The organism is Marinobacter lutaoensis (assembly GCF_001981305.1).
Taxonomy (GTDB): Bacteria; Pseudomonadota; Gammaproteobacteria; order Pseudomonadales; family Oleiphilaceae; genus Marinobacter; species Marinobacter lutaoensis.
Genome location: NZ_MSCW01000001.1, coordinates 192032 through 217235 on the forward strand (window position 1 = coordinate 192032; position 25204 = coordinate 217235).

Here is a 25204-nt window from a genome sequence, read left to right on the forward strand (position 1 = left end):
CTAACCATATAAATCATATGGCGGGTCCTCGGGGACGCTGCTTTACATCACAAGGAAAAGGTGTCTGTTTTGGCTGAAAACATTGTCTGGCATGAACATAAGATCACCCGTGCCGAGCGCGCCGCCAACAAGAACCAGAAGCCCTGCCTGCTCTGGTTTACCGGCCTGAGCGGTTCTGGCAAGTCGACCATCGCCAACGCCCTGGATGTGGCGTTGCATCAGCGTGGTTACCATACCTTTTTGCTGGATGGCGACAATGTACGCCATGGGTTGTGCAAAGATCTGGGGTTTTCCGACGAGGACCGGGTAGAGAACATTCGTCGCATTGGCGAGGTGAGTAAGTTATTCACCGATGCCGGGTTGATTGTCCTCAGTGCTTTCATTTCCCCTTTTACCAGCGACCGGCGGATGGTGCGTAACCTGTTCCCCGCAGGCGAGTTCATCGAGGTGTTCATGGACACGCCACTGGAAACCTGCGAAGCGAGGGATCCGAAGGGGCTGTACGAAAAGGCGCGGCAGGGGGAGATCAAGCATTTTACCGGCATCGATTCCCCCTACGAGGCACCGGAGCATCCGGAAGTACGCCTGGACACCTCCAGCATGACTGTTGACGAGTGCGTGGCGGCGCTGATTGCCTTCATGGCTTCCCGGGGGTTGATCGCCGACTGATGGACTGGCAAGCAATACTGACCCTGCTGACCCTGGGGACGGTGCTGTCGGCGCTGGCCCTGACTCGGGTCTCCGCCGATCTGATCCTGATGGCGGCGCTGGCGTTTCTGTTGATCACCGGCATCCTCGGCCCGGCCCAAGCCCTGGCGGGCTTCGGCAACCCGGGTGTGATTACCATTGCCACGTTGTACGTGGTGGCGGCGGGCCTCAAGGAGACGGGGGCCGTTCAGTGGATCGCCCGGCGTTTACTGGGGCATCCGAAAACCGAAACAGCGGCCCAGCTTCGGATGATTGCCCCCACGGGGTTGCTGAGTGCCTTTATGAACAACACCGCGGTGGTCGCCATGTTCATCCCCGCCATTCAGGACTGGGCCCAGCGTCTTGGGCTATCGGCTTCCAAGTTGCTGTTGCCGCTGAGCTATGCGGCCATTCTCGGTGGTACCTGTACGCTGATTGGTACCAGCACCAACTTGGTGGTGGACGGGATGCTGCAAACCAGCCAGGGGATTCACCTGGGGGTGTTCGAGATGGCCTGGGTGGGAATTCCGTTGTTGCTGGTAGGCGGCGGTTTTCTGGTGTTGTTCGGTTCTCGGCTGTTGCCGGATCGGGGGGGGGGGTCAGAGGAGCTGGACCAGATTCGCGAGTACGGGGTGGAAATGGAAGTGGCGCCCGGGCCGCTGGTTGGTAAGACCATTGCCGAGGCGGGCTTGCGGGCGCTTAACTATGGCTACCTGACGGAGATCGATCGGGGCGGGCGCCTGATTACGGCGGTGGATCCAGACCGGACGTTGCAGGCCGGTGACCGGCTGTACTTTGTCGGCGCGGCGGAGTGTGCCAGTGAGCTGCGCCGCATTCAGGGGTTGAAGCCGGCCAATGGCAGCCTGCACAAACTCGATGTGGCCAATCACCAGCGCTGTCTGGTGGAAGTGGTACTGGGGCCGGAGTTTCCCGCCCTGGGCCGAACCATTCGCGACAGTCGGTTCCGGACCCGCTTCAATGCGGTGATCCTGTCGGTGTCCCGGGAAGGGCGCCGGGTGCCGGGCAAGCTGGGGGATATTACCTTTCGGATGGGGGATACCCTGTTGCTGGAGGCCAGTCATCAGTTCGTCGAACAGTACCGGTTCCGCCGGGACTTCCTGTTGGTTAGCGCTCTGAATGATTCGACGCCACCGGATTTTCGTAAGGCGCCGGTGGCGCTGGTTATTCTCGGCGTTATGGTGGCCCTCAGTGCCAGTGGCCTCCTGCGCATTATGGAGGCGGCCTTCCTGGCGGCAGGAGCAATGATTCTGTCGGGCTGCATTACGGCCAGCCGGGCTCGCCGCAGCGTTGACTTGCCGGTGCTGGTGGTGATTGCTGCGTCCTTTGCCTTGGGCAATGCCATGACGGTGACTGGCGCGGCGGAATGGGTGGCTGGTCAGTTGCTTGGGTTCGGCCCTTTGTCACCCTGGCTGGCCCTGGCCATCGTTTATCTGCTGACCACGCTGTTTACCGAGGTGATCACCAACAACGCGGCGGCGGTTCTGATGTTCCCGATTGCCCTGGCGCTGTCCGAGCAGCTTGGGGTGAGCTTCCTTCCGTTTGCCATTGCTGTGATGTTCGCGGCGTCGGCTTCCTTCATCACGCCCCTGGGTTACCAGACCAACCTGATGGTGTACGGCCCGGGACGCTACCGCTTCACGGACTACGTGCGCATTGGGTTACCGCTGAGTCTGCTGGTTGGACTGACGGCGATCGGGCTGATTCCGTTGGTGTGGTCGTTTTGAGCCGATGCCGGCGGTCAACTATTTACTGACCTGCAATCGCTGGGGTGGAGCAACGATGTTCCGTTGGTCGTGTGCTCCGTAGGCCAGCGTCAGGGCATCCTGTCGTCTCCTTGAAGTCGCATTTGATTATTTTTCTACCATAATGTCGCATATGCGACTAGAATTCAGGTCACCCCATCAACAAGGAGCCCGAGAATGACTGCCTGGACCCGGGAGCAGCCTGATCCTGCCGTGGTGTTGTCGAAAGCGGTTCTGAACGCGGCCCGGCAGCTGACGTTGCGGCAGGAGGAGCTGGGGGGGGTGCTGGGGGTTCACCGCAGTGCCATTACCCGCCTGAAAAAGAACCTGGATCTGCAGCCTGATAGTAAGCAGGGTGAGCTGGCTCTGCTGCTGATCCGGGCTGCACGGGCGCTGTTTGCTCTGACCGGTGGGGATGAAGACTGGATCCGGCACTTCATGCGCTCACCCAACCACCTGACCGGTGGGATTCCGGCGGAGCAGGTGCAGACGGTTCAGGGGCTCGTGCGTGTGCTGACCTGCTTGGATGCGTTAAGAGGCAAGATTTGATGGATATCTGGTCCCGCTGTCAGGGGGAAAGGCATATCCGCCCCATCGAGGGGGTGCTCTTTCGCCTGGTGGAAAGCCAGGAGCAGGTGGCCACTATTGGTTACGTGGACACGCTGGAGGAGCAGGCGGTGCTGGAAGAGCTGCTGGAAACTTCGAAGCCAGACTATCCGGAAGTGCTGCGCTCTGAACGACATTATCTTCTGAAAACCCCATTCCGTTATCCGCCACTGCCTTGGGGGTCCCGGTTCGGGTGTGTCCATGAGCCGGGCCTGTTCTACGGGGGCCGGTCTGTTGACGCCACCCTGGCGGAATCTGCCTACTACCGGTTTGTGTTTCTCTGGTCCATGGACGGTACCCCGCCGACGGACAAGCTGAACAGTGAGCACACGCTGTTCAGTGTCGGTTACAGCACGGCAATAGGGGTGCAGTTGCAGCGGCCGCCTTTCGATGAATTTACGGCTCAGATGGCCCATCCCCGGGATTATTCGGCGTCTCAGACCCTGGGCAGCCGGATGAGAGCTGCGGGGGTGGAGGCTTTTGAATACCCGTCAGCCCGTGCGGCTGGCCATCAACTTTGTGGCGCCCTCTTTACGCCCCGGGCGCTGGCCGACAGGGCACCCCGATCCTGTGAACGTTGGTTCTGTGAGCTGACACCGGCCCGGGTTACCTTCAAACCGGCGGGTACGGGGCCGGTTTACGGGTTTGAGCTGACAGACTTTCTGGTGCATGGCGCGTTGCCTGTACCTCCACCATAGCCATACCCTTCGGTCTGCTGCCTGTCCCTTACTGTCTTCTGCAATCCCGCCCTTCCAGATATCTCCCCTTCACCCGCTCATCATTCCATAAAGAAACTTTGTTGCGACGGTTACAAAAGTATACAATGGGTAATTATGTGTAACAGGGATGACTGCAAACCCCGGGGGCCGGCGCGCCTGCTGTTGCCGTTGACGAGTGTCGAGAAGGATGTATGGACCGGATCAGGACATTGTGCGTATTTGGTACCCGCCCCGAAGCCATCAAGATGGCCCCCTTGGCACTGAAACTCGCTGCCGACGCCCGCTTTGACGCGGGCGTTTGTGTAACTGGGCAGCACCGGGAGATGCTGGATCAGGTGCTGCGGCTGTTTGAGCTGCAGCCGGATTACGATCTGTCGGTGATGAAACCGGGGCAGGATCTCGCGGAGGTGCTGGCGGCCATCCTCAAGGGCATGCAGGCGGTTCTGGCGGAAGCCCGGCCGGATCTTGTACTGGTCCACGGCGATACCACCACCACGTTTGCCGCCACCCTGGCGGCCTATTACTCGCAAATTCCGGTGGCTCACGTCGAGGCTGGGCTGCGCACCGGTAACCTGTACTCGCCCTGGCCGGAAGAGGCCAACCGGAAACTGACCGGAGCGTTGGCCCACCTGCATTTCGCGCCGACCCGGGGCGCCGCTGACAATCTTCGGCGAGAAAATGTACCCGAAGCCCGGATCACGGTGACCGGCAACACGGTGATTGATGCTCTGCTTCAGGTGGTGGCCAAGCTGGAGACCGAGGCCGGCCTGCGGGAAAGCCTCCGGCAGCGGTTCGATTTCCTTGAGGACTCACGGCCGCTGGTGCTGGTGACCGGGCACCGGCGCGAGAGTTTCGGGGGGGGCTTCGAACGCATTTGTACCGCCCTGGCCACCCTGGCCAGGCGTTTCCCGGACAGCCGGATTGTCTACCCCGTCCATTTGAATCCGAACGTGCGGGAACCGGTACAGCGTTTGCTCGGAGGGATTGACAACATACATCTGATCGAGCCCCTGGATTATCTGCCGTTTGTCTACCTCATGAATCGCTCCCACGTCATTCTCACCGACTCCGGCGGTATTCAGGAGGAAGCGCCCTCATTGGGCAAGCCCGTGCTGGTGATGCGGGACACCACCGAACGGCCGGAGGCCGTGGAAGCCGGGACCGTCAAGTTGGTGGGTACCCGGGTGGAACAGATCGTGGCGGAGGTGTCGAACCTGATGACGGATGCCGACGCCTACCACAGGATGGCCTATGCCCATAACCCTTACGGCGATGGCAAGGCTTGTGATCGTATCGTCGAGGTGCTCGCGCACAGGGACTGGTAAGGGAGAGGCATTATGGCGGTTGGCAAGATCTGCGTGGTCGGGCTGGGTTATATCGGCCTGCCCACGGCAGCGGTATTCGCGTCCAGAAAAATCCAGGTCATTGGGATCGACGTGAACCAGAATGCGATAGATACCATCAACCGGGGCGAGATCCACATCGTCGAACCGGACCTGGATATGGTGGTGAATGCGGCGGTCGGGCAGGGCTACCTGCGGGCCTCCCGCACGCCTGAGCCCGCGGATGCATTTCTGATCGCGGTTCCCACGCCGTTTGCCGGGGATCATCACGATCCGGACCTGAGCTATGTGGAGGCTGCGGCCAAGGCGATCGCGCCGGTCCTCAAGACGGGGGACTTGGTGATTCTGGAGTCCACCTCGCCGGTGGGCACCACCGAGCGGGTGGCCGCGTGGCTGGCCGAGGCCCGGCCGGACCTGAGCTTTCCGCAGCAGGTGGGCGAGCAGTCCGACATCCGGGTGGCCCACTGTCCTGAGCGGGTGCTGCCGGGGCATATTCTGAGCGAGCTGGTGCAGAATGACCGGGTGATCGGTGGCATGACCACCCGTTGTGCGGCCACGGCGGCGGATCTGTACCGGGTGTTCCTGAAAGGTGAGTGCGTGCTGACCACCGCCCGTACCGCCGAAATGTGTAAGCTCACGGAGAACAGTTTCCGGGATGTAAACATCGCCTTTGCCAATGAGCTGTCGGTGATCTGCGATGCGCTTGGCATCGATGTGTGGGAGCTGATCCGGTTGGCCAACCGGCACCCACGGGTCAATATTCTGCAACCGGGGCCCGGGGTTGGGGGGCACTGTATCGCGGTGGACCCCTGGTTTATTGTCAGCAGTGCTCCGGAGCAGAGCCGGCTGATTGCCATGGCTCGCCGGGTCAACGATGACAAGCCTGGCTGGGTGGTGGACAAGGTCAAGGCGACCGTGGCCGACTTTCTTGCGGAGCATCCGAAACGGAGTATTCGGGACGTGACCCTGGCCTGCTATGGACTGGCCTTCAAGGCCAATATCGACGATTTGCGCGAAAGCCCGGCGGTGGCGATTGCCAGGCGCCTGATGGCCGAGCACGCCGGCACGGTTCGCCTGGTGGAGCCGAACCTGCGTGAAGCCCCTGCCTGGCTACCCGGGGAGCTCTTGGTGTCCTTTGACCAAGCGGTGGCCGAGGCCGATATTCACGTCCTTTTGGTCGACCATGCACAGTTCCGACGTATTCGCCCGCAGCAGGGGCGGATGATCGATACGCGGGGTATATGGTAAGGCATTCCTGAATGCCTACCTTCAATTAATTTTGCGATCGTTCATTTATTCTCTTATTATTAGCCGCGACTTCGGTCATTTATTCTTTTATTTGAAACTCTCCTTCAAATAAGGTTCTTATTCCATGGCAAAGATTAACGACTACTACCAGAAAAAACAGCTTATGGAGAAGCTTGCGGCAGAACTGGAACAGCTGGAAAAAGACCAGGCGCTGAAACGCGAACTGGAATTCGAGAAAAAAGTTCGCGGTTTGATGAAGGAGTATGACAAATCCCCGAAGGATGTCCTGCAGATTCTCTCGGCCATCGACCCTTCCATCACCGCAGCCAAGGCGGAGACCGCATCTGCGGGCAGCCGTCCCAAGCGGCCGCTGAAAACATACAAGAACCCGCACACCGGTGAAGTGGTTAAAACCCGGGGCGGTAACCACAAGACTCTGAACGAGTGGCGTGATAAGTACGGTAAGGAAGCGGTTCAGGGCTGGCTGCAGGACTGATAACGCGGTTCTGGTGATGTGTCTGATCTTTGATCTGACCTTGTTCAATCCGGTCTTCGGGCCGGATTGAATTCATTTCTGTTATTTGTTTATAACGACCCGGTTTCGCCCGCCTTCCTTCGCTTTATACAGCGCCTCGTCTGCCCGTTGCAGCCATTGCATGTAATTTTCCGGGCGATCATCCAGTTGGGAAATACCCATACTGATGGTATACGTAATATCCGCAACATTTGTTTTGACGGTGCTGCGTTCAATGGTTTCGCGAATCCGTTCACAAATAATATAGGCACCTTCGGCATCGGTTTCGGGCAGGATAATGCCAAACTCTTCGCCGCCGTACCGACCGGCACTGTCGGATTGCCGGATCGCGCGTTTGGTGACTTCGGCCGTACGTTTGATCACTTCGTCGCCCGCCAGGTGACCGTAGGTGTCGTTGACCTTTTTAAAGTGATCGATATCGAACATAACCAGCGTGGTGGTATGACCATAGCGCCGGAAGCGTTCGTACTCGGCATCCACCAGGTTTTCCCAGGTTCCCCGATTGAGCAGGCCGGTCAGGCGGTCGGTCATGCTCAGCTTTTCCAGTTGCTCGTTGGCCCGCTCCAAGGCCCGTTTGCTGGTGGCGATGTCGGTGACGTCGTACACCATCAGGCACACCTTTTCCACCACGCCATTGGGGCCGCTGAGGGGGCTGATGGTCAGATTCTGGAACATGTACTCCTCGATTCCGGTGATGGGGCGGGTGTTGCGGAACCGGAACAGGTAGGGGCGCTGCTCCCAGGAAATGAATGTGCGGATGTTGAGCATGGCCACCGCGTCCACCTTGCGGGTCAGCCAGGCCTTCGGGATATCCGGGAACACGTCGAAGATGACTTTATTGTGGATCTGGGTGGCGGTAATGCCGCTGTGGTTTTCCATGAACCCGTTCCAGGTCTGCACTCTCAGGTCCAGGTCCAGGACCACCAGACCCACCTCGATGGATTCGAGCATGTCGACCATCCAGTGGTAGGCGTTCGCTTCCAGTTCATTCATGGCCATGGCTCAGTCCACCAGGTATTGCAGGCGTTTTTCAAGGAACGGGATCGAGTTCTCGGTCAGCAGCACCAGCATGTCGCAGTGGATGTCCCGTTCTTCCAGGCTGTAGCTGATCTCGATACACAGCAGCTTTTCCTCGCGCCCGCTGTGGTGCTCGAGCAGGTCGCTGATCTGGCGATGCTGCCCCAGAACCCGGGGGTGGCTCAGGCCGAGTTTAATGTCCAGCTGATCGCCGATGCCCTTGAGAAAAGCGCCGAACAGGATGCTGGACATGTCCATCAGGACCTCGACATGTACGGCATCGCCATCCACGTTGTCGTAATGGAGCATTTCCGCCATGTCCCGGAAACTGGCGTCGGCGAACAGCAGCAGCGCCTCGCCGGCAATGCCGGAGCCGGTAAAACCCTGGCAGACGGCGGAGTAGGTGCTGGTGTCCCGGGCTGCCGAGATCGCCATGTGCAGCTCCGAGTTGGCGATGAACGCCACCCGGGGAATCGGTTGTCTGACGAACACCCGGAGCAGCCGGGCCAGTAGGTCCGACGAACGCCCCATGGCAACGTTGGCGATTTCCTGCAAGTAGTCGCTCAGGGAGACCGAGATTTCCGGTGCTTCGTTGAACCCGGCGCTGCGCAGTGAGCTGTCATTGCGCGCCAGGTCTTCAAGCTCGCCCGGCCGGTAGTAGCCATAGCGGGTCAGCAGGTCGAGCACGGTGTCCTGGTCGGTCGGCTTTTTGATGAAGTCGATGGCGCCAAGCTTGCGTACCCGCTCCCGGGCTTCCGGCTGAATGTCGCCGGAGACCACGATGGTCAGGACCGGCAGGTCTTCCTGGCGGATGTGTTCAAGTACCTGGTAGCCGTCCAGTTCTGGCATGTTGAGGTCCAGGAACATGAGGTCGGCTTCGCCGGCACGGAGTTTGGTCAGGGCTTCCTGGCCGTTGGTGGCATAGATGACGTGTTCATGGAGGGGAAGCGGCAAGGCGCGCGTCATCTGTTTGCGTGCGAGAGAGGAGTCGTCGCAAATAAGTATGCGGGTGGTCATCTAGAGTGCCGTGAGCCGTGGGAGGGTAGTCTCATCTCGCAAAAGTATAACAGTCATTCTGTTTATGTACATGGGTGCTACATTTTTTTAATGTTAAGTTCATGAAGTGATTGAAAGTGATGGGGAAATGGACACTTGTGTAGAGGTTTCTTTGCCGAATGTAAACGCTTCTGTCGGCGTTTGTTGCCGAATGTGAACGGTCTCACTCATTGGCCAGACCGCCTTCGATATAGTGTCATCGCAGTGAATAACTAAAATAACTTCAGAGACATCATCATGAGACAGCAGGCGTACGGATACGCTGCCCTTGCCGTGTTCTGCCTGGGTATTTCGCCCGTTGCCTTGGCGGAACTCAAACCCATATCCGATGCGGCCATGGGCGAGGTGACCGGGCAGGGGTTTATGCAGGTTGAAAACCTGTCGGTGGACGAGCATAACTTCACTCGCCTGACGCTTGGCATGGATGTGCAGACCCGGGTGAACATCGATGACATCCGCCTTGGCCAGACCGGGGATGGTGCGGACTTCGCAGCGACCCACGTGGCCCTTGGGCACATTTCCCGCGACGGTTCCGAACTTCAGTATGACGGTCAGACCTACGCTGAGGGCACCGACGTGCCATTCGAAGGGTACCAGCCTTACATTGAGCTGGCTGAGGATTCGGCCGAGGGCTCGCTGTCCGGATTCCGCATGGGATTCGCCCAGGCCCGTGGCTCGGTGTCGTCGCTGACCACCCGTTTCAGTGGTCACATCGGCCTCAAACTGACCGACGACGGCGGCACGATGCACGACGCCACGCTGTTCGATGCGGCCGGCGTGGCCACCGGGAACCGGGCGACCCAGATCGGGATTGACGACGGCTCCGGTAACTGCGGCCAATGTGCTCCCCTGGAGCAGCTCCAGTCGCTGATCGTGGGCACGGACAATGGCGATGGCACCACCGGCTACACCGACGGCTTCTTCATCGGTTTCCAGCGCGAAGACGTTGACTGGCAGGCTCTGGATGGTGGCAACGCAATCCGGGCCGGGCAGGGCGTTTTCATCAACCTGCCCACCAGCATGACGATTGACATGAGCCAGCTGGTGACCGAGGGCGTGCCCCGCCTGCGCACACACCAGGCGGATCTGGGGCCCCGGCTGTTTTAAATGGTACACTCCGGCCAGTTTCATCCGATTCAGGCAGGAGTCATAGCCCGTGATTCGTTCTTTCTACTGGCACGACTACGAAACCTTCGGCGTCGATCCTATCCACGACCGACCCGCCCAGTTCGCCGGCGTGCGCACCGATGCCGACTTGAACATCATCGAGGATCCGCTGGTGATCTACTGCAAGCCGGCGGACGACTATCTGCCTTCTCCGGAAGCCTGCCTGATCACCGGGATTACGCCCCAGAAAGCCTTGGAAGAGGGCTATCCGGAGGCTGAGTTCATTGCCCGCATCAATGAGGCCTTCAGCCAGCCCGGCACCTGTGTGGTGGGCTACAACAGCCTCCGCTTCGATGACGAAGTGACCCGCCACACGCTGTACCGCAACCTGCGCGACCCCTATGCCCGGGAGTGGCAGAACGGAAACTCCCGCTGGGACATCATTGACATGGTCCGGCTGACCTACGCCCTGCGCCCGGAGGGCATCGAATGGCCGAGAAAGGAGGACGGTTCGCCCAGCTTCCGGCTTGAGGAGCTGACCGTGGCTAACGGTATTGAACACGAGGCCGCCCACGATGCCATGTCCGATGTCATGGCCACCATCGCCGTAGCCCGGCTGATTCGGGACAGGCAGCCGAAGCTGTTCGACTTCGTGCTGCGCCACAAAGACAAGCATTCCGCCCGGCGTATGCTCGATACCGCAACGATGAAGCCGGTCTTTCATGTGTCCGCCAAATATCCGGCCAGCCGGGGTTGCTGCGCGCTGGTGGCGCCGGTGGCGGAGCACCCGGACAATCGGAACTTGGTGATCGTCTACGATTTGCGGGAAGACCCGGAGGAGCTGATCCGTGCCACGCCGGAAGAGATTCGCGAACGGGTGTTCACCTCACGGGAAGCCCTTGGCGAAGAGGTCAGCCGGTTTCCCCTCAAGGGCGTGCAGCTGAACAAGTGTCCGGTGCTGGCACCGGCCTCCATGCTGTCCAGCGTGTCCCGGGAACGGTTGGCGGCGCTGGAACTGGACGGCGAGGTGCTAAGGGCCAACCTCGCCAAGCTCCGGAGCACTCCGGAGCTGCCTGCCAAGGTGGCGCAGGCGTTTGCCCGGGAATTCGAGTCCGCGGATCTGACCGATCCGGACGAGCAGCTGTATGCCGGTGGTTTCATCGGCGACACCGACCGGCAGAAGCTCAACTGGCTGTTGTCCCAGCCGGTGGAGAGCCTGGGCGAGCAGGAGATCCGGTTCGAGGATGCGCGCCTGCCCGAGATGGTGTTTCGCTATCGGGCACGAAACTACCCGTCGACGCTTTCCGGGGAGGAAATGGAACGCTGGGAGCACTTCCGCACCGAACGGCTGATGCGCCCCGGGAAGGGGTGGCGCTCGTTGGAAGACTATGGCCGCGAGCTTCAGCGACTGGCCGCTGATCCGGCGCTGACACCGGAAAAGCGGCACATTCTGGAGGAACTGCACCTGTACGGTGAGTCCCTCATGCCCTATCTCTGAGCCGGTTCAGCGCCGGCGCTGGAAATACACGCTCAGGTTCTGTCCCATCAGGCTCTGGACTTCACTGCCCAGGGCTTCGGCCTGGATCTGACGCTGTACCGGCAGGGTGGCCAGGCGGTGGCCGTCGGTATCCCGGGCCTTCACCAGTTTCCATTCCACCTCGTTGCTGAGCAGAGCCAGTAACTCCCGCAGCTGGTTCGCGTCCTGGGGTCGGAACCAGCGGTCGCGGCAACCACCGAGGCTGTAGAAGTCGTCATCCGCCAGCAGTTCCGCCCAAGTATCGTCTGCGGGGTTGGTCAGCACCATTCGACGCAGCCTGCGGACATTGGCCCGGGTGGCTTCCAGGCGGTGTTCGGCGATCAGGCGGCGGATCTGCCGGTCACCGGCGGTCTGTTCCGCCAGGGCGGTGTGCAGGTGTACCACACCGCCGGCAGCGGTGACATCGTTGATCAGTGCTGTCAGGGATAACTCCGTCATGGCCGGTGACGGCAGGCGGCCAACCTCGACCCAGTGCACCTGATGGCCGTCGGCGACGAATCGTTGGGCGACCGACCAGGGCCAGAAGACGATGTTCTCAAGTTTCAGCTGCTCGGCCATGCGGGTTGCCTTGGCGACATTGGCCAGGGATTCGTCCACGGCGACCACTTCCACATCGTCCAGATAGCGAGCCAGTTCCAGGGCCCGCTGCCCGGACTGGGCACCGCACACCAGAATGCGCACGGTGGCTGGCAGGCGATCGGTTGCCAGCCCAAGTTCCTGGGCAAGGATCGTCTTCAGGCTGGATTCGTTGTGGTAGGCCAGATCGGACCAGACCGGCCAGGCCTGGGGTTGGTCGACCGTGTCCAGGCACAGCTCCTCCGCCTTTTCCGCGAAATTCTGCTTGACGGCTTCTTCCTCGGCGCGGTGGTAGTAGCTGGCGGCCATGACCGGCTGTAGGGCCAGCGGCCAATCCGTCAGCGACCATTGTCCCAGGTGTACCGCGAAGCCCTGATGGAACAGAGCACCGTACATGGCGCTGATCATCAGTGAGCCGATCAGGGCATCCTGCTCCTCGCCCAGGGCGAACTGGGCCTCGAGGCTCTGGTTGATGGCGGCGACAAGCCGCTCTTCGTCATCCTGGGCGATCAGGGCGTAGCCGGAGCGATCCGCGTATTGGGCGATGGCCAGGGCCAGGGGCTGGAGTTCGTCCCTCAGGGTGACGGTCTGGGCGACCTCAGCGACAATGGCCCGGCGCAGCAGGACCACCAGTTCCTCGATGGCGGGGTTGGGGATCAGCAGCTTCCGGAGTGCCAGCAGCAACAGTTCGTCGCCTGCCGCCGCGTCCAGCAGTACCGCCGCGTCCGGGTTATCCAGGTCGTACTGCTGGTGCAGGATGGCGCCGACGAACCGGGCGATGTCCTGATGAGGCAGACCGTCCCTCTGGAGCAGGGCAATCGCGTCCAGGGCCAGAGCGGTATCGGCCTGGTGTACCTCCAGATGCCGGGCGCAGGTCAGCATGCCAGCGTAGATCGAATCCCAGTCGGCACCGGTTTCCAGCAGCTTGCGGTAGTGCAGATAGGCGACGTCGAACTGGCCCTGCTGGCGCTTGGCATGGGCCATACCGCAGAATGCGGCGGCGGACTGGCGGTCCAGTGCCAGCGCTTGCAGGAAGTACTGTTCCGCCAGTGCGGGGCGCTCAGTCCTGAGCGCCCAGTACCCCAGGTTACAGTACTGCTGGGGCTGCTCCGGCTGGCGCTCCAGGCTGGCGGTGAACAGGGTCCGGGCCTGTTCCAGGTGACCGTCGTCCATCTCGACCCGGCCCAGCAGGCCGAGGGCCGCGGGATGGTCCGGATCGAGTGCCAGCGCACGGTTCAGGTGTTCGCGACAGGCTTGGCGTGCCCGCAGGCGCTGAACGTATCCCAGGCCCCGGCGGTTGGACTCGTTATAGGCCTCGTTGGCCTCGACGACCAGTCGGGCCGCTTCGGCCGGGGTCGTTCTGGATGTCTGCTGTCGATGGTGTGCGTGCATCGGTCACCTACCTTTCAATGCCGGTATCAGCCGGTCGTCATTAACCCTGGAGCAGTTGCAGTACCTGTTGCGGCCGCGCGTTGGCCTGTGCCAGCACCGACAGCCCGGCCTGCTGCAACACCTGGGTCCGGGCCAGCTCGGCGGATTCCGCCGCGAAATCGGCGTCCTGAATCCGGGAGCGGGCGGCGGACAGGTTCTCCGAGGTGGTGCTCAGGTTGGCGATGGTGGACTCCAGGCGGTTCTGGACGGCGCCCAGGTCCGCGCGGATGCTGTTGATGGTTTCCAGCGCCGAGTCGATGACCCGAAGCGCGCTGCTTGCGCCCTCGAAGGTGCTGATGTCCACGTCCGCAATGGTTTCCGGGGTCGAGCCGATGGCCTCGTCGGCGCCGGCGTTCAGGATGCTGCCGGAGGCGGCGTCGATGGACGAGGAGATGGCGAACGAGGTGGCCGAATCGAAGGTGATCTCACCGGACACCCGGGCACTGTCCGCCCCGCCTGATGCCAGTTGTACCGAGGCCGAATCGGCGGGCCCCTGGAAGTCGATGGTGGTGCCGGCGCCGGCGTTGGAGGTGAAGCCCTCCAGAACAATGTCGCGGCCGGTCTCCTCGATCAACACGATCTGGCCGTTGTCGACCTCGGCGGTGATGCCGGTTTTGCCGGAGGCCGCGTTGATCTCACGGGCCAGGGGTTCCAGATCGTTGACGTCGGAAATCTGGGCCGAGATGGTGGCGGTGCTGCTGCCGCCACTGGACAGGGTCAGGGTGATGGTGCCACTGGCCGCCAGGTTGTCGAGGGTGGCGGTGGTGCGTGCAGTGGCGGTGACACCGGTGGTTACCGCTTCCTTGTTGATCTCAGCCGCGATGTCCGCAGCCGTTGCTCCGGAGGCGGTGATGGAAACGGTCTTGGCATCCAGCGAGCTGGAGATGGTGATGTCCTGCGGGCTGATACCGTTCAGGGCGGGGGCGGTGCCGCTGGCCGGCCCGACCACCGAGCCGGTGCCCTGGCCGGACACGGCGTTACTGTTCAGGATCGTGTTGTTGCTCAGCGAGTCGATGCGGGAACCGGTGATGGAGACCGAAATGGTCTGGTTCTCATTGGCGCCGGCCTGGAATTTCTGGGCCTGGAAGGTACCGTCCAGCAACTTCAGGCCGTTGAACTCGGTGGTGGTGGCGATCCGTTCCAGCTCCTGCTTGAGCTGGTTGACCTCGGCCTGCAGCGCCTTGCGGTCGGAAGCGGAGTTGGTGGCGTTCGCCGCCTGTACCGCGAGTTCCCGCATGCGCTGGAGGATGTTGCCGGACTCGCCGAGAGCACCCTCGGCCACCTGGGCCAGGGACACCCCGTCGTTGGCGTTACGAACCGCCTGGTCGATGCCCCGGATCTGCGAGGTGAACCGCTCCGCGATCGCCAGCCCCGCGGCGTCATCCTTGGCCGAGTTGATACGGAGGCCGGAGGACAGACGCTGCAGTGTCGTGTTGGCGTCCTGCTGAGAGGCGTTCAGATTGCGTTGCGCGTTCAGGGACGCGATGTTGGTGTTGATGATCTGAGGCATAGTGTTTCTCCCTACCATGCAGAGTTGCCGGTACTCTGAGCCCACCCGAGAAAGGATGCCCCGCCGGCCGTTCGTATTGGTTGCCGCTGAGGGTCATTTAGCGAAGGCCATGCCAGGAATTAAAAAATACAAGATAAATCATGGGGATCGGCCGTTTTTTGAACGCACTGCGGCAAGGGTGTCGCGGAAAACGGCGGTTTCCTGACGCGGGAAAGCGGCAGGGCCTTGCCGGTTATTTTGTCGGGCGGGGCATACGAGTGGAGGGAATAATGATGCTAGGATGTTGCTTGGCAAACCCATGGAAGTGGATGAGGGACCCGACCCTTTGACGAACAAAAAACAGATTACGGTTACCCGCCCGCTTCTGCCGGAGCTGGCGGAACTGACCCCCCTGCTGGAGCGCATCTGGGAAAGCGGCAGACTGACCAACGGCGGGCAGTTTCACGCCGAGCTGGAGCAGCAGCTGTGCGATTACCTCGGTGTGTCCCATCTTTCCCTGTTCACCAACGGAACCCTGGCCCTGGTCACTGCGCTCCAGGCCCTGCGCATTCGTGGCGAGGTGATCACCACGCCGTACTCCTTCGTGGCAACCTCCCACGCGCTGCTGTGGAACAAGCTCCGGCCGGTGTTCGTGGACATCGAACCGGAGACCTTCAACCTGGACCCGGCCCAGATCGAGGCCGCCATCACGCCCGAGACCACCGCCATCCTGCCGGTGCACTGTTACGGCGTGCCTGCCAACATCGATGAGATTCAGCGAGTCGCGGACATATACGGGCTGAAGGTGATCTATGACGCGGCCCATGCGTTCGGAGTCCGGCACCGGGGCCAGAGTCTGTTGGAGGCGGGCGACCTGTCGGTCCTCAGTTTTCACGCCACCAAGGTTTTCAACACGTTTGAAGGGGGCGCGCTGGTGTGCCCGGATGCCAAGACCAAGCAGCGGGTGGACTACCTCAAGAATTTCGGCTTTGCCGACGAGGTGACCGTGGTGGCCCCCGGGATCAATGGCAAGATGAACGAGTTTCAGGCGGCGGTCGGCCTGTTGCAGCTGGCGCGGATTGACGAGGCCATCGCCGACCGGCGCCGACTCTACCATCGGTACCAGAGGCTGGTGTCCGGACTCGACGGGTTGGAACTGATGCCCGAGCCGGACGGAACCGATTGGAACTACGCTTATTGTCCGCTGCTGGTCGGACCCGGGTTCCCGGTCACTCGGGATGCGCTGTATGACCGGTTCCGGCAACAGGACATTCTGGTTCGCCGGTATTTCTACCCACTGATCACCGATTTTCCCATGTACCGGCAGGCCCGGCAGCTGCCCCTGCCCAACGCCCGGGCGATGTCGGAGCGGATTCTCTGCCTGCCACTGTACCCGGGGCTGTCGGACGGGGACTTCGAGCGCGTCAGCGCGGTCTTGCAAGCGGCGGCCGGTCGGGGGTAGGGGCATGAACGTGGGGATCATGCAGCCATACTTTTTTCCGTATCTGGGCTATTTCCAGCTCATGGCCAGTGTCGATACTTGGGTGTTTTTCGACGACATTCAGTTCGTCAACAAGGGCTGGGTCAACCGCAATCGCATTCTGCATCCCGACCCGGCCAAGGGCTGGCAGTATATGACCGTGCCTCTGGCCGGGAAAAACCGGTTTGACCGGATCACCGACATTCGGATGGCCGAGGCCGACTGGCGCGGCAAGATCCGCGGCCAGCTGTCCTTTCTAAGAAAACGGGCGCCATACTATGAGCAGGCGCTGTCGGTGTTTGACCATTGTACGGATCAGTCCGAGCACAACTTGGCACGGTTTCTGGTGGAATCCCTGCGCCGGCTGGCGGAGGTGCTGGCGTTGTCGCCCACCTTCCATGTGCAATCCGATGCGCACTGGAATCTCGGGCCGGTCGAGCACGCGGGGCAGTGGGCACTCCGGATCGCCGAATGCCTGGGTGCCCGGAGCTACCTGAACCCTGCCGGTGGTGCCGGGTTGTTCCGGCCTGAGGAGTTCGAGGCGTCGGGCATTGCCCTGGCCTTCCATGAGCCGGTACTGGAGCCTTATCCTCAGGGGCAGCGGCCGTTCGTACCGGGGCTGTCGATTCTCGATGTGCTGATGTGGAACGGGCTTGATGAAACCCGTCGGATGGTGCAGGCCGGGCGGCATTGCCCTGACGGCCAAACCGGAGCCAACAGGAGTGACATGCAATGACGGAACTGAGTGTTTCCGGTTTGAAGGCCTTGGCCTACGAACAGTTTGAACAGGGTCATTTTGCCGAGGCGGCGGAGCTTCTGGAAGTACTGGAGAGCCGCATCGGGCAGCAGGCCTCGCTGTCCAACGATCTGGCGGTCGCCTATTACCGGAAAGGGGAGCACGAGCGGGCCTTGGCCCGATTCCGGGAGGCTGCGGAGCTGCAGATGCAGGCCGCGTCCCTGCTGACCGCGAACCTGACCGACATGCTCGAAGGCATGCTGGGTCGCGCCGGGGCTCCGGCGTTGCCCGTCAATCCATTGCCACACCTCAGCACCAGTTTCTGCCCGTTGTGCCAGGCCTCGGACGCCGGTTTTTCGCCGTTGCCGGGCTTTTACCGTGAGAACGCGGAACGTTATGGCTTCCGCTATTTCGGTCAGGGCGAAATGACCGCTCAGCGGACCTATTTTTGTGCCGGTTGCGGTGCGTCGGATCGGGAGCGTCTCTATGCCTACTGGCTGGTGCTGGCCCTGGCGCGCAAACAGTTGAGCCGGGATGCGGCGGTGATGCACTTTGCACCGGAGCCGGGGTTGTCCCGGTGGCTCAGGAGACAGGGCTTTCGCCACTATCAAACGGCGGACTACGCCATGGCCGGTGTTGATTACCGGGCTGACCTGATGGATCTGCCCTTTGACGACGCCAGCCTGGATTTCTTCATTTGCAGCCATGTGCTGGAGCATGTGCGGGATGACCGCCAAGCGCTGGCGGAACTGTTCCGCGTGCTCCGGCCCGGAGGCGCTGGCATCCTGATGGTGCCGGTGATCCTGGGGTTGGAGGCCATCGACGAGGATCCGGATGTTACGGATGAGGGCGAACGCTGGCGCCGCTTTGGCCAGGGCGATCATGTCCGGTTGTACAACCGGGCCGGTTACATCGAACGTATCGGTCAGGCCGGATTCGAGCTCACCCTGCTGGGGCAGGACTATTTTGGCGCCTGTACCTTCGAGTCTCTGGGCTTGAAGCCAGAGAGCCTGCTTTACATCGTTCGCCGGCCCGACGAGGGCGACCACACGGGGCCGGAGCATGCCTGACGATCACATCACCCCTACGGATCGGTATTATTCCGAGCGGGTCGCCCGCAGCGATGATCTGCTCTGGCAGGTGGGCAAAACCGTCAACGGTGAGCCGGTGGACCGGAAACAGCTGCAACTCATCGTTGGCCAGATTGTGTCCCTGCTGGACCTGACGCCGGAGGACCGGGTGCTCGACATCGGCGCCGGCAATGGCCTGCTCACCAACCTGGTGGCGCCACGGTGTGCCCAGGTCACGGGTCTGGAACGTAACCGGGCGCTGTACGAGCAGGCACTGAAGCACGCGGCCGGCAATGTTTCCTACGTCTGCCAGTCCCTGCTGGAGGCTGACTGGCGGACGTTCGGGGCCGGCAAGGCGTATCTGTACGAAGTGGTGCAGCACCTCAGCTACCCGGAGGTGGCAACCTTTCTCCATGCCCTGACGGAGGCGCTGCCCGCGGGTGGCCGGGTGTTGCTGGGCGGAATCCCGTCGGAAACCGAGAAGTGGCATTTCTACGCGGATGCCGGACGCCGGGCCTGCTATCTGCGCGCCTTGGCGGCGGGGACGGATGTCATGGGCACTTGGTATCACCCGGATTTCTTCCGGGTTCTGGCTCAGGACCTGGGGCTGAGCTGCCGCATCGAGCCGCAGCCCGAAGCACTCTACACCGCCTTCTACCGATTTGATTGCCTGCTGAGCAAGCCATGACCTTGAAAACCGTGATCGTGACCGGCATGCCCCGGTCAGGCACCAGCTGGCTGGGCCAGATCATCAACAGCAACCCCTGTGTGGCGTTCCGTACGGAGCCCCTGTTTTCCTACCGATTCAAGAACCGGCTCCAGCCCGGCTCGACGGATGGCGACATTGCTCGTTTTTTCGAGGAGTTGCTGGCGGCCGATGACGACGATTTCCTGATGCAGCGCCATCACGTGGCGTCCGGAGCCTACCCGCAGTTTGCCAAGCAGGCGCCGACATGTCTGGCGTACAAAACGTCGAGACACCACGAACTGCTGGAGCGATTTCTGTCCTCCGCGCTTGACCTGCATATCATTGGCATTGTCCGCCACCCCTGCGGCGCCATCAATTCCTGGATCCATTCCGAGAAAGAGTTCCACAACAAGGGCTGTTCGGTGGACCGGGACTGGCGCACCGGTGCCTGCCGCAAGGACGGTGTTGGCGAATACTGGGGCTTTGATGACTGGCTGGCCGTTACCGCCCTGTTCCTGCGTCTGGCGGAAGCCTATCCAGAGCGCTTTACCCTGATCCGGTATTCGGACCTGGTCGCGCGTCCGGAGGCCACCGCACGTGACCTGTTCGACCGGGCAGGGCTGGAATGGACGGAGCAGACGGAGGGTTTCCTGAGCGCCGCCCACGGTCATCACCACGACGATCCCTACGCCGTGTTCAAGGACAAGTCGGTCAATGAACGCTGGCAGACGGAGCTGGATCCGCACCTGATCCGTCAGATTCTCGAACAGACCCGGGCCATGGGGCTGACTCAATTTCTGGAATGACAACGATCCGAATATGACAACACCGCATCACCAAAGTGCCAACCGCAACGACTGCCTGGTCAGTTTTCTGGTTCCCGCGTTCAAGCCGGATTTCCTGTCGGAGGCCCTGGCCTGCATCGAAACACAGGGCGTGGACCGAGCCGAGGTGATTGTCTGTGATGATTCCCCCGGCACGGACGTGGCCAGAATCGTCGAAGACTTTGCCCGCGTCAGCCGGTTTCCGGTGCAGTACCAGCGCAACGAGGTTCAGCTGGGTGGTCTGATGAACATGCAGCGGTGTTTCGAGTTGTCGGTGGGGCGCTACGTCAAGTTTGTCAACGACGACGACCGGCTCCTGGACGGGGCCACCGCCCGCATGGTGGCGGTCCTGGAAGCCCACCCCGACATCCGGATGGTCACCGGCCGGCGCCAGCTCATCGACGAGACGGGTCAGGTGTTGCCGGACATTCTGGCCACCCACAGCCCGTTCGCCGAGGACGCCGTTATCCATGGCGCCGACCTGTTGCGCTTCTGGTCCCGGTTTCCGCTGAACTTTGTCGGTGAACCCACCTCCGTGCTGTTGCGGGCCGATGAGCTGCGGGGCTGCTGGCCTCACATCAGTGCCCTGGGCAACCGCATGATCAATTCGGTCAATGACTTGGCGCTGTACGTCAATGCGCTGGGGGCGGGGCACTTGGCGTATCTGGCCCAACCCCAGTCCTGCTTCCGTACCCATGGCGGCCAGGCCCAGCGCCAGGGCAACGCCACCGTGGTCGGGGACTATGGTCGGTCGGTATTCCTGGCCCAGCTTGATGTGCGTGGGGTGGAGCCGTTGCCGCTCTATGGCCACGTGCGGGTTCGCCCCCTGGATCGGCCCGACCCGTCCTGGGGACGTTTCCCGCTGGTGGAGCATTTCCGTGACGTGGGCCGGATTACCCCGGAGGCGCTGTCCGAGTTTACCTTTGAATCGGTGCGCGCCACGCAGCGGGCGCAGGGCAACGCACTGGCACTGGGGCGCTGGCTGGCCAACCGGGTGCTGTCGCCGGCGCAGGAAACGGTGTTGGCGGATGAGCGGGGCCATGGCCCGGAGATCCTTGTCTGTATCCGGGACCGGAATCCGGACGACTTTCGTTTGGGGCTGGCCGTCAGTGCGTTCCGGATCGCCCGGCGCTTCGCGCCCGGATTGCGCTGCCTGGTGCTGACACCGGAGCCGTCACGTTACCCCGAGGCTTACTTCCGGGACGTGGGGTTTGTCGAAGTGGGCGAGGGTGGCGAGGCCGCCGCTCTCAACCGCATTGCCGGTGAACGCCAAGGCAGCTGGCTGATGCTTGCCGACAGCTGGGACGAAATCACACCCCAGGGCATGATGACCCTGTCCCGGGAGCTGGCGGGTGCGCCGGATTCCTGTGTTGCGGTTTACGGTGACAGCCTGGTCCGTGACGGGGGGCACATCGGCGGTGGTGCCTTCCGGCCCGACTTTAATCTCGATATGCTGATCAGCAATCCCGGTGCCATGGCCCGCAACTGGTTGTTCCGGAGCAGCGCGGTGGTGGCGCTGTCCGGCTTCGACGAGACGCTGGGTACCGCCTTCGAACTGGACCTGATCCTGCGGGTTCTGGAAGCCGGGGGCTTTGGCGCCATCGGCCACGTTGCCGAGCCGCTGCTGATCAGTGAACCGGGGCGACCGGTGCGCAATCCCGAAGAGGAACGGCGGGTGCTGCTGGCACACCTGGCCCGCCGGGGGTATGACGCCGACGTGGAGGCCAACCCCGCCCTCGGCACCTATCGGGTTCGTTATCGCCACACGGGTGCGCCGCTGGTGTCGATCATCATTCCCACCAAGGACCAGCTGCCGTTGCTGCAGACCTGCGTTGAATCCCTGCTGGAAAAGACCCGCTACCGGAACTTCGAAATCCTGATCGTCGACAACAACAGTGAAACCGCCGAGGCGCAAGCCTGGCTGGAGGGAATGGCGCAGCTGCCGGTCGACTACATCCGGGTGCTGCGCTACCGGGAGCCGTTCAACTATTCCGCCATCAACAACTTCGCCGCTGCCCAGGCCCGGGGGGAGTATCTGTTGCTGCTGAACAACGATACCGGGGTGCTGCGGGCCGACTGGCTGGATGAGATGCTGAACCATGCGCAGAGGCCGGAAGTCGGCATTGTCGGCGCCAAGCTGCTGTTTCCGTCCGGACGGGTTCAGCACGGCGGCGTGGTGCTGGGGCTGCGCGGGCCGGCTGAACACGCCTTCATCGACGAGGAATTGCAGGCACCGGGTTACATGAACCGGCTCCAGGTGGACCAGAATTACACCGCGGTGACGGCAGCGTGCCTGATGGTCCGGGCGTCGGTCTACCAACAGGTGGGCGGTCTGGATGAGCAGACGTTCGGGGTTTCCTACAATGACATCGATTTCTGCCTGCGGGTCCGCGAAGCGGGCTATCTGACGGTCTGGACGCCCCATGCGTTGATGATGCACGTTGCCAATGCCAGCCAGAATACCGTCGACAAGACCGCCCTGGAGCAGAAGCAAGCCCGGTTTGCCCGGGAACAGGACGCCATGTACCAGCGCTGGTTGCCGCTGCTGGCGAACGACCCCGCCTACAACCGCAACCTCACCCTGGTGGGCCGTGGTTTTGAGGTGGAGCAGCGCATCGATCTGACCTGGCAGCCGCTGGCCGGCGGTCCCCGACCGGTGGCGCTGTGCTATCCGGCAGACCCCTGGGGGTGTGGTCACTACCGCATCATGAAGCCGTTCGAGGCGATGAAGGCGACCGGCGAACTGGAAGGGCTGCTGGCCCACGAGCGATTGACCCTGCCGGAGCTGGCACGGCTGAATCCGGATGTGGTGGTGGTGCAGCGGCAGTTGCTGGATGAGCAGATTGAGGACATGCGGCGGATCAAGACGCTGGCGGGCAAGGCGATCGTCTACGAGCTGGACGACTACCTGCCGAATCTGCCCATGAAAAGCGCCTACCGGGACACCATGCCCCGGGACATTCTCAAGTCGATGCGCCGGGCGATGCGCTGGGTGGACCGGTTCGTGGTGTCGACCGGGCCGCTGGCCGAGGCCCTGGCGGGCATCCATCCGGACATCCGGGTGGTGGAAAACCGGCTGCCGGTGGACTGGTGGCGTGGCCTGTCCAGCCGCCGTCGGCGCGGCCACAAGCCCCGGGTTGGCTGGGCTGGCGGCATGGGGCACACCGGAGATCTGGAACTGATCGCCGATGTGGTCCGGGACCTGGCCGGAGAGGTGGAATGGGTGTTCTTCGGCATGTGCCCGGACGCTCTGAAACCCTACGTACACGAGCGGCACGAGGGGGTTGAGATCCAGCGTTACCCGAGCAAGCTGGCGTCGCTGGACCTGGATCTGGCCCTGGCGCCTCTGGAAGACAATCTGTTCAACCGCTGCAAGAGCAACTTGCGGCTGCTGGAATACGGTGCCTGCGGATTTCCGGTGGTGTGCAGCGATGTCGAGCCGTACCGGGCCTCGGGGCTGCCCGTCACTCTGGTACGGAATCGGTACAAGGAATGGATGGACGCGATCCGCGACCATCTGTCGGATCCGGACGCTCGGGAGCGCCAGGGCGACCGCCTGAAACAGGCGGTGCTGGAAGACTGGATGCTGGAGGGTGACGCGGTGCGAGCCTGGCGCGAAGCCTGGAGCACACGGTAACGGAGGATTTTACATTCCATTACAAAAAAGCCGGTTTTTTCTCTAAAGAAGCCCTGCCGAGAGCCGTTAACTGAGTCAGTAGGGCGGCGCACCCAAACTCTCTGAAAGGGCGCCAGACCTCTTCATAGAGAAACTAACGGTTCTAAGGAGATGCATTATGGCTCTCGGTATTAACACCAACGTGGCGTCACTGTCTGCCCAAAACCAGTTGAACCGCTCCCAGGAGCTGTCCAACCAGGCACTTCAGCGCCTGTCCTCCGGTCTCCGGATCAACTCCGCCAAGGATGACGCCGCCGGTCTGGCGATTTCCAACCGCTTCGAGGCTCAGATTCGTGGCCTGAACCAGGCGACCCGCAACGCCAACGACGGCATCTCCCTGGCTCAGACCGCCGAGGGTGCGCTGGGTGAAGCCGGCAACATCCTGCAGCGGGTGCGTGAGCTGGCGGTACAGTCGGCCAACGCCTCCAACAGCTCTTCCGACCGTCAGGCCCTGCAGGACGAAGTCAACCAGCTGGTTTCCGAGCTGGACCGGATTGCCACCACCACCAACTTCAACGGTCAGAAACTGTTCGACGGCAGCTTCGGTACCGCTCAGTTCCAGGTCGGTGCCAACGCCAACGAGACCATCACGGCCTCTACGTCCAACCTGCGGACCAACAGCTTCGGTAACAACCAGGTCATCGCCAGTGGCGCGGCCGCGGGTACCGCAGCGTCCGGTGGCGCAGCGGTGAACGGTGTCAGCTCCGGTTCCATCGCCATCAACGGCTACCTGGGGTCCCAGACCATCAGCATCGCCGCCAATGCCGAAGCCAATGACATTGCTTCCGACATCAACTCCAAGACGGGTGAGACCGGTGTCACCGCGACGGCCCGTACCGAAGTGGATCTGGCGTTCGCCGCGTCCGGCAGCTACACCCTGAACCTGACCGGCGAAAACTCCACGGCCCAGACGGTGTCCTTCACCATCGAGGCGACCAGCGGCCAGGATGCACTGTCTGCCGCGGTGGCGGCCATCAATGACCAGTCCGCGAAGACCGGCATCACGGCGGAAGTGGCCGAAGACGGTGCCTCCATCGTGCTGCGTAACGAAACCGGTCGTGACATCACTGTGGGCGACACCGGGGTTGCCAACGCGGGTAACGTGACGGTAACCAAGCAGTATCGCGACGCCGACGGCACCCTGACCGATGCCGGTTCCGGCCAGACCCTGACGGCCGATACCACGGCGGATGATGTGGCGGTGAGCGGCTACATCGAGCTGGATTCCGACCGCTCGTTCGCGGTGGATGTCACGGACTCCAATGCCTTCGCGGACTCCGGTTCAACCCTGCGGACCGTCGCTGACCTGGACATCACGTCCTTCGACAGCGCCACCCAGGCCCTGAAGACGGTGGATGCGGCGCTCAACGCCATCAACTCCCAGCGCGCCAAGTTCGGTGCCCTGCAGAGCCGGTTCGAGAGCACCATCTCTAACCTGGAGTCCACCTCCACCAACCTGAGCGCTGCCCAGAGCCGCATCCTGGACGCGGACTTCGCTTCCGAGACCGCGAAGCTGGCCAAGTCCCAGGTGCTCCAGCAGGCAGGTATCTCGGTGCTGGCACAGGCGAATGCCCGTCCGCAACAGGTACTGTCCCTGCTCCAGTAAGCGCGTAGCG

The 25204-nt window shown here is 62.1% G+C and carries 20 protein-coding genes; 16 read left to right on the forward strand and 4 right to left on the reverse strand.

Annotation, left to right across the window (positions count from 1 at the left end; translation table 11 throughout):
* Nucleotides 1–69 precede the first annotated feature (69 nt).
* From cysC to BTO32_RS00905, 7 genes are all read left to right on the forward strand, one after another.
* Complete coding sequence (gene cysC, locus BTO32_RS00875; RefSeq protein ID WP_076722560.1) at nt 70–669, forward strand: adenylyl-sulfate kinase; 600 nt, start codon at nt 70–72, stop codon at nt 667–669.
* The gene (locus BTO32_RS00880; protein ID WP_076722561.1) at nt 669–2432 is read left to right on the forward strand and encodes an SLC13 family permease; all 1764 of its coding nucleotides are present in this window, start codon (nt 669–671) and stop codon (nt 2430–2432) included. Before cysC ends, BTO32_RS00880 begins: the two co-directional genes overlap by 1 nt.
* 195 nt (nt 2433–2627) lie before the next feature.
* Nucleotides 2628–2999, forward strand: a complete 372-nt coding sequence (locus BTO32_RS00885; RefSeq protein WP_076722562.1) for an MbcA/ParS/Xre antitoxin family protein — start codon at nt 2628–2630, stop codon at nt 2997–2999.
* A complete protein-coding gene (locus tag BTO32_RS00890) occupies nt 2996–3754 on the forward strand; it encodes an RES family NAD+ phosphorylase (protein WP_425435205.1) in 759 nt (252 codons plus the stop codon). The genes BTO32_RS00885 and BTO32_RS00890 overlap by 4 nt, the downstream gene beginning before the upstream one ends.
* A gap of 212 nt (nt 3755–3966) precedes the next feature.
* A complete protein-coding gene (gene wecB / locus BTO32_RS00895) occupies nt 3967–5100 on the forward strand; it encodes a non-hydrolyzing UDP-N-acetylglucosamine 2-epimerase (protein ID WP_076722564.1) in 1134 nt (377 codons plus the stop codon).
* A 12-nt stretch (nt 5101–5112) separates the two neighbouring features.
* Complete coding sequence (gene wecC / locus BTO32_RS00900; RefSeq protein WP_076722565.1) at nt 5113–6366, forward strand: UDP-N-acetyl-D-mannosamine dehydrogenase; 1254 nt, start codon at nt 5113–5115, stop codon at nt 6364–6366.
* A 124-nt stretch (nt 6367–6490) separates the two neighbouring features.
* Nucleotides 6491–6862: a histone-like nucleoid-structuring protein, MvaT/MvaU family gene (locus BTO32_RS00905; protein ID WP_076722566.1), complete on the forward strand. Its 372-nt coding sequence runs from the start codon at nt 6491–6493 to the stop codon at nt 6860–6862.
* 81 nt (nt 6863–6943) lie between these two features.
* On the opposite strand, the gene BTO32_RS00910 is transcribed toward BTO32_RS00905, so the two are convergent.
* Both BTO32_RS00910 and BTO32_RS00915 read right to left on the reverse strand, forming a co-directional pair.
* On the reverse strand, nt 6944–7900 hold the full coding sequence (locus tag BTO32_RS00910) for a sensor domain-containing diguanylate cyclase (RefSeq protein WP_076722567.1): 957 nt from the start codon (nt 7898–7900) through the stop codon (nt 6944–6946).
* Between the two features lie 3 nt (nt 7901–7903).
* A complete protein-coding gene (locus BTO32_RS00915; RefSeq protein WP_076722568.1) occupies nt 7904–8935 on the reverse strand; it encodes a response regulator in 1032 nt (343 codons plus the stop codon).
* 276 nt (nt 8936–9211) lie between these two features.
* On the opposite strand from BTO32_RS00915, the gene BTO32_RS00920 reads away from it, so the two are divergent.
* Together BTO32_RS00920 and sbcB are read left to right on the forward strand one after the other, a co-directional pair.
* Nucleotides 9212–10081 (forward strand): DUF6160 family protein, encoded by an 870-nt coding sequence (locus BTO32_RS00920; RefSeq protein ID WP_076722569.1) that lies wholly within the window; start codon nt 9212–9214, stop codon nt 10079–10081.
* 49 nt (nt 10082–10130) lie between these two features.
* Nucleotides 10131–11579 carry an exodeoxyribonuclease I gene (gene sbcB / locus BTO32_RS00925; RefSeq protein WP_076722570.1) on the forward strand — a complete coding sequence of 483 codons (1449 nt, stop codon included), beginning with the start codon at nt 10131–10133 and terminating at the stop codon, nt 11577–11579.
* Nucleotides 11580–11585: 6 nt separating this feature from the next.
* Here sbcB and BTO32_RS00930 read toward each other — a convergent pair whose 3' ends face one another.
* Together BTO32_RS00930 and BTO32_RS00935 are read right to left on the reverse strand one after the other, a co-directional pair.
* Nucleotides 11586–13586: a tetratricopeptide repeat protein gene (locus tag BTO32_RS00930; protein ID WP_076722571.1), complete on the reverse strand. Its 2001-nt coding sequence runs from the start codon at nt 13584–13586 to the stop codon at nt 11586–11588.
* Nucleotides 13587–13626: 40 nt separating this feature from the next.
* A complete protein-coding gene (locus BTO32_RS00935) occupies nt 13627–15135 on the reverse strand; it encodes a flagellin N-terminal helical domain-containing protein (RefSeq protein WP_076722572.1) in 1509 nt (502 codons plus the stop codon).
* 325 nt (nt 15136–15460) lie between these two features.
* On the opposite strand from BTO32_RS00935, the gene BTO32_RS00940 reads away from it, so the two are divergent.
* The 7 genes from BTO32_RS00940 (at nt 15461) to BTO32_RS00970 (ending at nt 25194) form a co-directional block, all read left to right on the forward strand.
* Nucleotides 15461–16576 carry a DegT/DnrJ/EryC1/StrS family aminotransferase gene (locus BTO32_RS00940; protein ID WP_245820230.1) on the forward strand — a complete coding sequence of 372 codons (1116 nt, stop codon included), beginning with the start codon at nt 15461–15463 and terminating at the stop codon, nt 16574–16576.
* Between the two features lie 19 nt (nt 16577–16595).
* On the forward strand, nt 16596–17330 hold the full coding sequence (locus BTO32_RS00945; protein WP_175618620.1) for a WbqC family protein: 735 nt from the start codon (nt 16596–16598) through the stop codon (nt 17328–17330).
* Complete coding sequence (locus tag BTO32_RS00950; RefSeq protein ID WP_076722574.1) at nt 17327–18400, forward strand: methyltransferase domain-containing protein; 1074 nt, start codon at nt 17327–17329, stop codon at nt 18398–18400. Before BTO32_RS00945 ends, BTO32_RS00950 begins: the two co-directional genes overlap by 4 nt.
* Nucleotides 18393–19088: a class I SAM-dependent methyltransferase gene (locus BTO32_RS00955; protein WP_076722575.1), complete on the forward strand. Its 696-nt coding sequence runs from the start codon at nt 18393–18395 to the stop codon at nt 19086–19088. The genes BTO32_RS00950 and BTO32_RS00955 overlap by 8 nt, the downstream gene beginning before the upstream one ends.
* The gene (locus BTO32_RS00960) at nt 19085–19894 is read left to right on the forward strand and encodes a sulfotransferase family protein (protein WP_076722576.1); all 810 of its coding nucleotides are present in this window, start codon (nt 19085–19087) and stop codon (nt 19892–19894) included. Before BTO32_RS00955 ends, BTO32_RS00960 begins: the two co-directional genes overlap by 4 nt.
* Nucleotides 19895–19907: 13 nt before the next feature.
* Nucleotides 19908–23549, forward strand: a complete 3642-nt coding sequence (locus BTO32_RS00965; RefSeq protein WP_076722577.1) for a glycosyltransferase — start codon at nt 19908–19910, stop codon at nt 23547–23549.
* Between the two features lie 157 nt (nt 23550–23706).
* Nucleotides 23707–25194: a flagellin N-terminal helical domain-containing protein gene (locus tag BTO32_RS00970; protein ID WP_076722578.1), complete on the forward strand. Its 1488-nt coding sequence runs from the start codon at nt 23707–23709 to the stop codon at nt 25192–25194.
* The last annotated feature ends 10 nt before the right edge of the window (nt 25195–25204 follow it).